Origin of the sequence: Sunxiuqinia rutila, assembly GCF_050589705.1 — a bacterium.
Taxonomy (GTDB): domain Bacteria; phylum Bacteroidota; class Bacteroidia; order Bacteroidales; family Prolixibacteraceae; genus Sunxiuqinia; species Sunxiuqinia rutila.
Genome location: NZ_JBNGOT010000020.1, coordinates 32,295 through 45,237, shown reverse-complemented (window position 1 = coordinate 45,237; position 12,943 = coordinate 32,295). Strand labels below are relative to the sequence as shown.

The window sequence follows — 12,943 nt, the reverse complement described above, 5'->3', positions numbered from 1 at the left end:
CAAACCAAAGGATTGGAGCGAAAATGAGCTACGACGATATACGGCCTTATGATGACCACGAAGTCAATCACTACATCAACGTACTGCTGAAGGATAATGTTTTCCAGCAAGTACTTCAGTTTATCTTCCACGATGAAAAGGAGCGGGAAGCTGCAAAACAAATGCTCTCTAAAATTGAGAGTGTTGAGGAACTGCAGAAGACTTTTATGTACACGCTCATCAAAGACTGGATCATTGATAAAACAACCAGCGGAATCAGCTGGAGTGGTTTGGATCGATTGGATCTGTCGAAGAGTTATTTGTTTATCTCAAATCATCGGGATATTATTCTCGATTCGGCTATTCTGAACTACATCATTGTTAATGCAGGGATGAATACAACAGAAGTTGCCATTGGTAATAACCTGTTAATCTATGATTGGATTGTCCACGCAGTAAAACTGAACCGGGCTTTTGTGGTTAAGCGTAACCTGCCGGCGCGTGAGCTATTGGTAGCCTCGAAAAAGCTGTCCAATTACATTCGGGAAGCAGTGACCAAACGCAATCGGTCAGTATGGATTGCGCAGCGCGAAGGAAGAACCAAAGATGGTTTTGATCAAACGCAGCAGGCCTTGTTGAAAATGCTGAACCTGAGTAATGACAAGAGTTTTGTTGAAGGTTTCCGCGAATTACAGATTGTACCTCTTTCCATTTCATACGAGCGTGAACCCTGTGGAATTTCAAAAGTTGAGGAGCTTTATAAACGCGAGTGCTCCGGGTTTGAGAAAACACAGGCCGATGATATGAAGAGTATGGCCTTTGGATTGACCCGCCCGAAAGGACGTGTACATTTTGCTTTTGGAAAGCCTATTGATGCTCCGCTGGACGAGTTTGCTAAAGCCGAAACGGTGAATGAGAGCATTCAGCAGTTGGCCAGCTACATTGATTTGCGCATTTACCGGAACTACAAGCTTTGGCCCAACAACTACCTGGCTGCCGATCTGTTGAATGGCAAAACAGAACATGCGGACAAAGTAGATGATGCCACGCGTGAGAAATTCTCAGAACTGCTTGAGGATTTGGTAAAGACAATCGGGGAAGGCGACCCAAAACGCCAGCAAGAGCTGTTCATGCAAATGTATGCGAACCCCGTATTAAATGCTGAAAAATAGGCAAGAGAAATAGCCTGTTATTTTGTTATTGGGCGGAGTAGGTTCGTCCAAAATGTTAAAGATCCTTTCTTTTACAACTCTGGCATTCATTTTGATAGGTGCTAACTGGTTTTAAAAGAAAGGGTTTTTATTATGAAACGATTCGTTTTTCTTTTTTATGCATTTTTTCTGGCATTTGGATATGTGTCAGCGCAGGATGCACAAAGCACGGAGAAAACAATCCGGCAATTGATAGAGAGCAAGCAGTTTAAGTTTACAGCCAGGTCGGTTACACCGATGAGCGGTGCCACCATAAATTTAACATCTTCTTATGATCTGGTTGTTGACAGTTCTGAGGTGGAAGCCTGGCTTCCCTTTTATGGACGGGCCTATCAGTCCGACTATGGAAGTACGGAAGGAGGCATTAAGTTTAAAGAGCAAGCAAAATCCTACGAGATCGAAGTGAATGAAAAGAAGAAAATGATTGAACTTCGAATTCAGGTGGATACCACCAAGGATACTTACAAAATTTACATTCATGCTGGGGAAAGTGGATATGCCAGCATGAATATCTCGTCAAACAGACGACAGTCCGTTAGTTATTACGGAATCATTGAGGGGCTGGAAGAATAAAAAAAGGCAGGTTGAAACCTGCCTTTTTTTATGAATTCATATAATTGTAAACGAATCTTAGTCGTTTTCAACGTTTACTTCTTTTGCTTCACCGGGCAAAATCAGGTTAAGCAAAATGCCAACCACGGCAGCAAGGCCGATGCCCGCAAGAGAGAAATTACCCCATGATATCGCTGCTCCTCCAATTCCTACGGTTAACACGAGTGAAACAACCACTTGATTTCTGATTTTTCCCAAGTCAACTTTCGAGTCGATAAGTGTTTTGATACCTACTGAAGCAATCAAACCGAATAGCAACAGCATAATACCGCCTAAAACAGCTTGTGGAATGGTTTTTAGGATACCACTAATTTTACCGATTAAGGAGAATACGATGGCGGTTACAGCCGAAACTCTCAATACGAAAGGATTGGTAACTTTGGTCAGTGCAATTGCTCCGGTAACTTCCGAGTAAGTGGTGTTGGGTACACCGCCAACCATTCCGGCCAGTCCGGTTGCAATACCATCGCCCAGCAGGGTGCGGTGCAAACCTGGTTTTTCAATGAAGTTTTTATTAGCCACACCCCCAATAGCATACATATCACCCACGTGCTCGATGATAGGAGCCACAGCAACAGGAATCATATACAAAATAGCTCCCCAGCTTAATTGAGGGGTGACGAATGCGGGCAGACTGAACCAAGCCGCTTCTTTGATGGGAGTGAAGTCGATGACACCAAAAGCCAGGCCGGAAAGGTAGCCGGCAACAATTCCAATAAAGATAGGAATGAGTTTGATCAGTCCTTTGGTAAAAACCACAACAATGATGGCCGTTGCTAAGCTGATACTTGCAATTCCCCAGTGGGTTTTAGCCATATCAACGCCGGCACTTGCCAAAGATAAACCAATAATCATGATGACCGGTCCAACAACAGTGGCTGGAAAGAGACGTTCAATAAGTTTGATGCCACGCCATTTAACGATGGCTGATACGATTGTATAAACTACACCTACTGCAATGATTCCGGAAAAGGTTCCGGGTAAGCCATACAGTCTGGTGGCTTCGATTATCGGGGCAATAAAGGCAAAACTACTGCCCAGATAAACAGGGACCATGCCTTTGGTGATGACGTGAAAGATTAAGGTTCCGATACCGGCAGTAAACAGCGCAACGGACGGATCAATTCCTACCAGAAGTGGAACAAGAACGGTTGCTCCAAAAGCAACAAACAAAAATTGTACGCCCAAAACCATATTACTGCCCGTGAATTGATTTTGGTTCTCTTTCTTTTTCAGGTTCATAATCTACTTGAAATAATTGTATTTGAATTAATATAATTTTGCGGAGATGTCGCGAATGTACAATTGGATGTTTGTTTTGCCCCGGAATTCATTTTCAGCAATGGAGTAGCAAATGTCAAAAGGCATGCCTTGGCTAATGGCTTCGTAATGATCGGCTTGGTTGAAAGCAATTGCCGGGAATACGGAAGAATTGCCTGTTGGTTCCACCAAATCCAGTTTTAGGTGTTCCTGTTGACGGCCTACGCAGCGACTCGTGCCACTGTCCAGTACGTTTTCAGTAACAAAAAGGGGTGTCATATTATGCGGGCCAAACGGCGCAAATTGTTTGAGCACCCGGTAAAATTTTGGGGTGATTTCTGAAAGCTGAATCTTAGCATCGACCTCAATCATTTCAGTTTGCTGTTGTTCGGTGATCGACCGGGCTACAATTTCTTCAAACCGTCGGGTAAAGGCAGGAATATTGTCAATTTTCATGGTTAAGCCGGCTGCGTACATATGCCCGCCATAGGATTCGAGCAGGTCACTGCAAGAGCCAATGGCTTCATACAAATCAAAATCTTTCACCGATCGGGCCGATCCGGTAGCCATCCCGTTGCTTTCTGTCAGAATGATTGTGGGGCGATAGTGATGTTCTGTCAGGCGACTGGCAACAATCCCAACCACCCCTTTATGCCAGTCACGGTTATACAGTACCGTTGCTTTTCGTGCTTCCTGGTTGGGGTCGTGGGCAATCATGTCCAGTGCTTCCTGGGTGATGTCACGATCCAGTGTTTTCCGGATTTCGTTGTACGAGTTGATTTCGTTGCCCAGCTCAATGGCTTCTTCTTCATCAGTAACCACGAGAATTGCCACCGATTTTTTGCCGTGCTCTATCCGTCCGGACGCATTCAGTCGCGGGCCAATCTTGAAAACGATATCACTTACCGAAATGTCTTGTCCAACAAGTCCGGAAAGCTGAATGATCGTTTTAAGCCCGAGACTGGGGTTGTTGTTCAGTTTGCGTAGTCCGTAATAGGCCAGCACGCGGTTTTCGCCGGTAACCGGAACAATGTCGGATGCGATGCTGACCACGACCATGTCAAGTAGGTCGTAGAGCTCTACAATAGGAACATCGTTTTTTTGGGTGTAGGCCTGAAGCAGTTTGAATCCGACACCGCAGCCCGAAAGTTCTTTGTAGGGATAGGGGCAGTCGGGGCGTTTGGGGTCGAGAACTGCAACGGCATTGGGAATAACTTCATCCGGATTGTGGTGATCGCAGATGATAAAATCAATGCCTCGTTCTTTGGCATTTTGAATTTTTTCTACGGCTTTAATCCCGCAGTCAAGTACAATTACCAGGGTGACTTTTTGTTCCGAAGCATAATCAATACTCTGAGGCGAAATCCCGTAGCCCTCCGAGTAGCGGTCCGGAATGTAGTAATCCAGTTCTTTAATCCGGTTGCGCAGAAACTGGTACATTAGTGCTACAGAAGTGGTCCCATCAACATCATAATCGCCATAAATCATCACTTTCTCCTGATTAAGAATAGCTTGTTCCAGCCGTTCAACAGCTTTGTCCATATCTTTCATCAGAAAGGGATCATGAAGGTCGGTTAAGCGGGGACGGAAAAACGACTTGGCTTCGTCGTAGGAAGTAATGCCTCGTTGTGCCAAAAGATTGGCTATGACCATGTTCACATTGAGGGCAGCAGATAGATGTTTGATAACATTGACTTCACCTTGTGTTTTAATGTTCCAGATTTTATCCATTCTGTTGCTTCTGCCTCGTTTTATGTGCGCGATTTTAATTGCTCAAAGATAAGCAATGCGCTTTGATCTGGAAAGAAAAAGAAAGCCATTAGTTGATATTCTGTTAACAGACGGGATGGTTTTGAATCTAAATTTCAACCATTCAAATCATTAGACTTATTAGAAAATTATCAACAGAACTATGAAATCCCAAGCGGTTGATTATGTTCTCTTTAGTTTGGAAACGACTTTGGCAACGATTAAACATTTCTTTGTTATCTTTGCACAAAATTTTTAACGAAATCTTTCAAATAGAATCGTATCCATGAGTATAGCAGAGCTTAGCGAACAGGAAGTGATCCGTAGAAATTCACTGGCAAAATTACGTGAGTTAGGAATAGAGCCCTATCCGGCTGAAGAGTATCCTGTGAATGCCAAGGCATCAGAGATAAAAGCCAACTTTGACCCCGAAAAGGGGAACTATCAGGAAGTTGTGTTGGCTGGTCGTATCATGAGTCGACGGATTATGGGAAAAGCTTCATTCGCCGAACTGCAAGATGATACCGGACGAATTCAGATGTACTTTAACCGGGACGAAATTTGTCCTGATGAAGATAAAACCCTCTACAACGAGGTCTTTAAAAAACTGTTGGATATTGGCGACATTATTGGGGTTAAAGGCTTCGCTTTTGTTACCCAGGTAGGCGAAAAATCCATTCATGTAAAAGAATTTACTGTGCTTGGAAAATCGCTGCGTCCGCTACCGATTGTGAAAGAAAAAGAGGGCAAAACCTATGATGCCTTTACCGACCCGGAACAACGCTATCGTCAACGTTATGTCGATTTGGTGGTGAATCCTCAGGTGAAAGATACTTTCATCAAACGGACAAAGATCATCAATACCATGCGTGAAATGTTTAACGAACGCGGGTACCTGGAGGTAGAAACACCGATTTTGCAAGCTATTCCCGGAGGAGCTGCTGCTCGTCCATTTATTACGCACCACAACAGCTTAAATATTCCGCTTTACCTTCGGATTGCCAATGAGCTTTATCTGAAACGCCTGATTGTGGGTGGTTTTGATGGGGTTTATGAGTTTGCCAAAGATTTTCGGAACGAAGGTATGGACCGCACTCATAATCCGGAGTTTACAGCCATGGAGATTTATGTGGCTTATAAGGACTACAAATGGATGATGAACTTTACCGAAGAAATGGTTGAGCGTGTGGCTTTGGCTTTACATGGTAAAACAGAACTTCAGGTAGGTGATAAACTGATCGACTTCAAACGTCCTTACCCAAGGGTAACCATGCGCGAAGCTATTTTGGAGCATACTGGTTATGATATTGACGGTAAAACTGAAGAAGAATTACGCGAGATTTGCAAAGCACTCGATATTGAGACTGACCCAAGTATGGGGAAAGGAAAGCTGATTGATGAGTTGTTTGGCGAGAAGTGCGAACACCATTACATTCAACCAACCTTTATTACCGATTACCCGGTAGAAATGTCGCCGCTGACGAAAAAGCACCGCGACAATCCGGAACTGACCGAACGCTTTGAGTTGATGGTCAATGGAAAAGAGCTGGCCAATGCCTACTCTGAGTTGAACGACCCGATTGATCAACGCGAACGTTTTGAAGACCAGATGAAGCTCTCGGAGAAAGGGGATGATGAAGCGATGTTTATCGACCAGGACTTCTTACGTTCTCTGGAATATGGGATGCCTCCAACATCAGGTATGGGAATTGGCATTGACCGCTTGACCATGTTTATGACCAATAACATGTCGATTCAGGATGTGCTGTTCTTCCCGCAAATGAAACCGGAGAAAAAATCAGAAGCCGACTCTGATGAAAAGTTTATTGAAATGGGGGTTCCAGCCGAATGGGTCCCTGTAGTTCGTAAAATAGGCTTTCAAAAAACCGAGGCTTTGAAAGAAGTCAAAGCCGGAAAATTTTTCAACGACCTTTGTGGTTATAACAAAAAGAATAAACTTGGGCTGACAAATCCATCAATGGATGATGTTAAGCAATGGCTTTCGTAGCTAAAGTTGTTTAATTATGAATTCAGCACCAAAAATAGCCATAGTGGGAAGCGGAAGCTGGGCAACAGCTTTGGCGAAGATTCTCCTGAATAATGTAGATGGGATTAACTGGTATTTTCGCAGCGCCGATAATATAGAACAGTTTAAGCGGTTCCAGCATAACCCCAATTATTTACGTGGGGTTGAGTTTGATACCAGCCGAATTACCTTTTTCGATGATATAAACGCAATTGTTGAGGCCTCTGACATTTTGGTTTTGACTATTCCTTCGGCTTTCCTTCACAAGGCCTTGGAGGACTTGACTGTTGATATCCGGAATAAATTTGTGGTTTCGGCCATCAAGGGAATTGTGCCGGAGGTCAACCAGATTGTCGGGCAATACCTGCACGATTCATTTAAGTTGCCTTTTGACCGGGTGGGGGTGGTTACCGGGCCTTGCCATGCCGAAGAGGTGGCCCTGGAGCGCTTGTCGTACCTCACCATTGCCTGCCCCGATGTGAAAAGGGCCTGCGATTTTGCTGAAAAGCTTAACTGCGAGTACATCCGGACAAATGTGTCAGATGATATCTTTGGGACCGAATATGCTGCGGTGCTGAAAAATATTATTGCGATTGCCTCTGGAATTGTCCATGGGCTGCGCTATGGCGACAACTTTCAGGCGGTACTGGTAGCTAATGCCATTCAGGAAATTAAACGCTTTGTGGATAAGGTGCATCCAATTACCCGCGACATTAAAAGCTCGGCTTACCTGGGCGATTTGCTGGTGACAACCTATTCCCAATTTTCGCGTAACCGGACCTTTGGTGCGATGATTGGTAAGGGATATACCACCCGCACTGCGCAAATTGAAATGCACATGGTGGCTGAAGGCTATTATGCAACCAAGTCGATCTATGAGATTAACGAACATTATAAAGTAAAGATGCCTATCTGTACGGCTGTTTATAACATTTTGTATGGGAATGTGCCTCCGGCTATTGAAATTCGACAATTGACCCATAAATTAAGATAATCGAAAAAAAGAGGTACTCCGCCAGGAATACCTCTTTTTAATTATTTTGAGAAATATGCTATCGCATTTTCTTATAGGCATTGATCAATCCGTTGGTGGATGCATCATGGCTGATAATCATTTCCTCATTCGTTAACTCAGGAAGAATGTTATTGGCCAGTTGCTTGCCCAATTCCACGCCCCACTGGTCGAAACTGTATATATTCCAGATGATTCCCTGTACAAAGATCTTGTGTTCATACATGGCTACCAGCGCACCCAGCGTGTGCGGCGTCAGTTTTTTAAACAAAATGGAGTTGGTTGGGATGTTGCCCTGGAAGATTTTAAAGTTCTTCAAAGCCTGGATTTCATCCTCTGATTTTCCGGTCGCTTTCAATTCTCCAACAACCTGTTCTTCGGATTTTCCCACCATCATGGCTTCGGTTTGGGCGAAGAAGTTGGCCAGCAACTTGGGATGATGATCTCCGATTTGGTTCTGACTAATGGCCGGTGCCAGGAAGTCGCAGGGAATTAACTTGGTTCCCTGGTGGATCAACTGGTAAAAGGCATGCTGACCATTGGTGCCGGGTTCACCCCAGATAATTGGGCCGGTTTGGTAATTCACGGTTTCGCCATTTCGATCGACATATTTTCCGTTGCTTTCCATGTTGCCTTGCTGAAAATAAGCCGAAAAGCGGTGCATGTATTGATCGTAGGGCAGGATGGCTTCTGTTTCGGCTCCGTAGAAATTGTTGTACCAAATGCCGATAAGCGCCAGGATAACCGGCATGTTCTGATCAAATTCTGTCGTTTTAAAATGATTATCCATCGCATGAGCACCTTCCAGAAACTCGACATAGTTGTTGAAGCCAATCGCACAAGCTACCGATAACCCAATGGCCGACCAAACTGAATAACGGCCACCAACCCAGTCCCAAAAGCGGAACATGTTTTTCGTATCAATACCGAAAGCAGCAACCGCTTCAGCATTGGTTGATAAGGCCACAAAATGATTCTTTACGAATGATTCATCTTTTGCCGCCTTTAGGAACCAGCTTTTTGCACTGTTGGCATTGGTCATGGTTTCCTGTGTGGTAAAAGTTTTCGAGGCCACAATAAATAAAGTAGTCTCCGGGTTCACCAACTTCAATGTTTCCGCAATGTGTGTTCCATCTACATTCGATACAAAATGCAGGTTAATATGTTCCTTTTTGTAGGGCTTCAGCGCCTCAACCACCATCAGGGGGCCCAAGTCAGAACCTCCAATGCCGATATTGACGATGTCAGTAATGGGGCTGCCGGTGTAGCCTTTCCAGTCGCCTGAAATGATACGCTCCGAAAACTGCTTCATTTGCTCCAGCACCTCATTGATTTCTGGCATCACATCTTTGCCATCAACCATAATGGGCGTATTGCTGCGGTTGCGCAAAGCGACATGAAGCACGGCACGATCTTCCGTTACATTGATTTTTTGGCCCGAAAATTCACTGGCAATGGCTTCTTTCAGGCCACATTCTTTGGCCAATTCCAATAACAGCGAAAAAGCTTTGTCATCCAGCCGGTTTTTTGAGTAGTCCAAAAGGATATCTTCAAATTTCAAACTATATTTTTCGAAACGGGAAGCGTCATTGGCAAACAGGTCTTTAATTTGCGTGTTTTTAAACGAAGCATAGTGTGCTTCCAGCGCTTTCCAGGCTTTGGTGGTTGTAGGATTTATTTTTGGTAGCATATTCCGTAGATTTTTGTAAAAAATAAAATGAGTCGTCAGTTATGAATGGCTGCAAAGATAAAAAAAGCATTGAAGATATCGGCCTGCTACCTGGCGATTGTGTTGTGAGGAAGGAACTTCTGATTCTTGGTGAAAATAGTTCCGGCTACTGTACGAATTCTTTTATGCGTTGCATCCCAGTTGGCAGACAAACTTCGCTGCGAAATCGTACAGCAGCCGGGGCCATTGCCAAACTGAAAGAAGCTAAAGATTTACTTGATTTGGGCTTAATGGAGGAAGCAGATTATGAGAAGGTAAAAGCCGAGTTAGCACCTGTGATTATGGGACAGTAGTCAGTTCATGACGCGTGATGCAAAGTTGAGAAGATAGCACTTAATTGTTGCATATTGAATAACCGGGAAGCGAGTGGGGCGCTTATCAAAGCTAGACCCTCTTTGCATTTTGACAATCTGACTTTCTTGTGTAAGAAGTTGCCTTTTATTTGATCTTCAAACATTCAGGCATTGCTACTTGTTCTTTAGGAGACATTCTGTTTGAGTATAAACTCAGCGAGATGATCCACCAAAAATGAGAGATCATGCCTTATTTAATTATGCTATTTTTCTTGACTATGACGAATTCCTTGGTGCTTTTTGACTTTTCGAAAACCAGTGAGTTAAATGACTGGACGGTTGTTAACGATGATGTCATGGGTGGGCAGTCACATGGATTATTTTACATTAACACCGAAGGAAACGGGGTGTTTGAAGGGCGTGTTTCACTTGAAAATAACGGTGGCTTTTCCTTGGTTCGCTACCGCATGGGCAGCACCGATATTCAAGAACTTCAAAAGGTGGTGATCCGACTTAAAGGGGATGGCAAAAGGTACCAGTTTCGGGTTAAAGCAAAGGCAAGCGATTATTTCTCTTATGTTGGCTTTTTTCAAACTTCGGGTGAATGGCAGCTTGTCGAAATACCTTTAGCGTCGTTGTACCCCGCTTTTCGTGGACGACGATTAAGCGAGCCCAACTTTGCGGGAGACTCCATCGAGGAGATCGCTATTCTAATCGGGAATGAGAAGAACGAAACCTTCAAATTGGAATTAGATCAAATTACGGTACAGTAAACCGTATGCTTTCTATTCTTTCAACCCCTTAAATTCGAGTGTCCAGCCATTGTCAGTTCCCTCATTGTTAGTGACAAACCAAATAAACACGCGATTGGTACGCGAGCTGACTTGTGGCGGGATATCGTTTCCGGAGAACTTGGCAATAATGTTAGATGGCTGAGCATAATCACCATCAAACAGCCACACAAAATCCACCTTGGCTTCAGTGTTAAATTCTGAAAAATTGAATTGAATGCGTTTGCTATCCGGTGCGCTGAGCTGCCAGGAGCAGGTGCTATTGTTGGCGTAGTGCTGATTGCCGCTGTTGTCTGACAGGGTACCTTCATTGGCTTCCAGGTAAACTTTGCTATCGCAGAACAAACGGCTTGAATCAATGGTTTCAACGTAATAATTGAGCTTTAACCCATTCGGAAAGTCTTTTCGTTTGTGTGAACGAACCTGAATGCTGGCTTCGCTCCCCTGAATGCTAATCCCTGCTTTGAGTGCTTCAATCTTTCCGTTGAAGTAAACGGAGTCCTGCGATGAGATTCGCAAAGTCTTTTGAGCATTTTGTTTATTAAGCTGATCCGGAATAATGACCACGGAGCGGTATGTTCCTTCCGGTTTGATAGTCCACTCCATGGAGCTGTTGGATTTATTAAGGTAGATGGCTCCTTCAGGTCGCTCAGGTGCAAAGAACAGTGACCTTTTGTCCGGATTCAACAAGTAATCAACAGCTGTTAATAAGTTCGGAAGTCCGCTTCCCAGCTTTCCACTGTATGATCGGTTTTGGTAGTCAAGAGGCGTAGCTGTATTTTTCAAGGCTTCCATAATCTCCCAGGGGCTTGCTTCGGGCTTCACACTCTTCAATATAGCAGCACAACCGGTTGCCAATCCAGTTGCTGCCGAAGTCCCTTGCCCGTAAAACCAGGCATTGTCAGCCAGAGGGTAGGCGCCCCTTACTTTTTGGCCTGGCAGCGAGAGGTCAACAGCTATACCATAATTGGACCTTTGTGTTTTCTGCAGCAGAGTGTCTAAGGCGGCTATAGCATAAACGCCATTGAATGAGGCTGGAGGATCAACTTTTTCCTGGTACATATTGCCGGCTGCTGCTACGATTAGTATATTTTGGGCCAAAGCTTTATTAATGATTTGCTGTTCATCGGAAGTGGGACTTCCGCCACTCCACGCACAACAAATAATATCGGCTCCCATGTGCATGGCATATTCAATGCCACGATAGCCATCCTTGATGTACGTTGCTTGGGCGTTGTCGGATAAAGCCTTTATTGGGAGAATCTTGATAACTGTTTCGCCTGATGCTTCATAAGATGCACTTGCCAGCTGGGTGATCAAACTCGAAATAAAGGTGCCATGATAATATTTTGCGTATTCCTTTTGAGGAATAGTCACATTGGCATTGTTGTCGGACACATCCCATCCGCAATAGTCATCAATGAATCCGTTGTTGTCATCATCAATACCATTGCCTGGAATCTCTTTTTCATTGGTGAAAAGATAGTTTTGCAGACTTTTGTGGCTGAGCAGAAACCCATCGTCAATAACGGCCACAACAATTGGTTGTTGCCCGCTTGCTTTAAGCTTTGGTGATTGCATTAGCTCAATGGCCCAATGACTTAACGGAGCAGTTTGAACGGAGTCCTTATTGCTTCCAGCGTTTGAGCTGGAAGCAATAAGGATAAATAGTATAGAGTGAATGAATCTATTCATTTATTCAAAAGAAACCGTAACAGTATGGTTATGTGAGGGTAAGTTATTCGTTGTTAAAGTGGTTTGCTCAGAACCAAACTTACTACCGAGTGCACGAGGCGATAAGCCAGGTCCATTGCCGGCATGTACTGGTGTGCGTCCTCTTAAATCAGGCAAGGCAAAGGTGGTTCGCCCATCTCCTCCGTAGGTTGTTCCGAGCAGGCTGAAAAGAGCGGTGTGTGAACTAATAGCCAATAGCTGGCCATCACAAAACGCCCAGTTTCTTGGCGCAAAATTTCCTCCAAACATGGAGATTTGGGCGACAAATGGCTCAAAACTTCTCGAAGGGTAAATTCCCGTCAGGGCAATGATGTAATTAATGGCTATAGAAGGTTGAACTATTGAAATGGGTATTCCTTGCCCTGTATTACTGGTGGAGAGAACTAAATCTTTGGCGATCCAGTTGTTGCCATCATGAGTTAGTAAATTTCCAGATACTCCTGTTGGAAAAGAACTATTTCCCCAGCGGGTGGTGTCATCTGCAGATATATCAGCCGCCACGGAGGCAGCATAAGCCGGGTCGATTTCATCAGCATTGGTAAAATGG

General features: G+C 44.3%; 11 protein-coding genes. 6 read left to right on the top strand and 5 right to left on the bottom strand.

What is annotated here, in order from left to right; genetic code table 11:
- Nucleotides 1-23: 23 nt before the first annotated feature.
- Together ACRD6K_RS18655 and ACRD6K_RS18650 are read left to right on the top strand one after the other, a co-directional pair.
- Nucleotides 24-1,151: a lysophospholipid acyltransferase family protein gene (locus tag ACRD6K_RS18655; protein ID WP_299583748.1), complete on the top strand. Its 1,128-nt coding sequence runs from the start codon at nucleotides 24-26 to the stop codon at nucleotides 1,149-1,151.
- Between the two features lie 132 nt (nucleotides 1,152-1,283).
- Nucleotides 1,284-1,763 (top strand): DUF4251 domain-containing protein, encoded by a 480-nt coding sequence (locus ACRD6K_RS18650; RefSeq protein WP_299583751.1) that lies wholly within the window; start codon nucleotides 1,284-1,286, stop codon nucleotides 1,761-1,763.
- Nucleotides 1,764-1,820: 57 nt separating this feature from the next.
- On the opposite strand, the gene ACRD6K_RS18645 is transcribed toward ACRD6K_RS18650, so the two are convergent.
- Nucleotides 1,821-3,044, bottom strand: a complete 1,224-nt coding sequence (locus ACRD6K_RS18645; protein WP_299583753.1) for a uracil-xanthine permease family protein — start codon at nucleotides 3,042-3,044, stop codon at nucleotides 1,821-1,823.
- 27 nt (nucleotides 3,045-3,071) lie between these two features.
- Nucleotides 3,072-4,793, bottom strand: a complete 1,722-nt coding sequence (gene recJ, locus ACRD6K_RS18640) for a single-stranded-DNA-specific exonuclease RecJ (RefSeq protein WP_299583757.1) — start codon at nucleotides 4,791-4,793, stop codon at nucleotides 3,072-3,074.
- A 304-nt stretch (nucleotides 4,794-5,097) separates the two neighbouring features.
- Here recJ and lysS point away from each other — a divergent pair, with 304 nt between their 5' ends.
- Complete coding sequence (gene lysS / locus ACRD6K_RS18635; RefSeq protein WP_299583760.1) at nucleotides 5,098-6,819, top strand: lysine--tRNA ligase; 1,722 nt, start codon at nucleotides 5,098-5,100, stop codon at nucleotides 6,817-6,819.
- Between the two features lie 16 nt (nucleotides 6,820-6,835).
- Entirely contained in the window at nucleotides 6,836-7,831 is a 996-nt protein-coding gene (locus ACRD6K_RS18630) for an NAD(P)H-dependent glycerol-3-phosphate dehydrogenase (RefSeq protein WP_299583763.1), read from the top strand.
- 58 nt (nucleotides 7,832-7,889) lie between these two features.
- On the opposite strand, the gene pgi is transcribed toward ACRD6K_RS18630, so the two are convergent.
- On the bottom strand, nucleotides 7,890-9,539 hold the full coding sequence (pgi, locus tag ACRD6K_RS18625; protein ID WP_430974473.1) for a glucose-6-phosphate isomerase: 1,650 nt from the start codon (nucleotides 9,537-9,539) through the stop codon (nucleotides 7,890-7,892).
- 41 nt (nucleotides 9,540-9,580) lie between these two features.
- On the opposite strand from pgi, the gene ACRD6K_RS18620 reads away from it, so the two are divergent.
- Together ACRD6K_RS18620 and ACRD6K_RS18615 are read left to right on the top strand one after the other, a co-directional pair.
- Entirely contained in the window at nucleotides 9,581-9,871 is a 291-nt protein-coding gene (locus ACRD6K_RS18620) for a hypothetical protein (RefSeq protein ID WP_430974472.1), read from the top strand.
- Between the two features lie 245 nt (nucleotides 9,872-10,116).
- A complete protein-coding gene (locus ACRD6K_RS18615; protein WP_430974471.1) occupies nucleotides 10,117-10,644 on the top strand; it encodes a CIA30 family protein in 528 nt (175 codons plus the stop codon).
- A 12-nt stretch (nucleotides 10,645-10,656) separates the two neighbouring features.
- Here ACRD6K_RS18615 and ACRD6K_RS18610 read toward each other — a convergent pair whose 3' ends face one another.
- Together ACRD6K_RS18610 and ACRD6K_RS18605 are read right to left on the bottom strand one after the other, a co-directional pair.
- Nucleotides 10,657-12,357: a S8 family serine peptidase gene (locus tag ACRD6K_RS18610; protein ID WP_430974470.1), complete on the bottom strand. Its 1,701-nt coding sequence runs from the start codon at nucleotides 12,355-12,357 to the stop codon at nucleotides 10,657-10,659.
- On the bottom strand, nucleotides 12,358-12,943 hold a 586-nt coding region (locus ACRD6K_RS18605), incomplete at its 5' end, for a phage tail protein (RefSeq protein ID WP_430974469.1).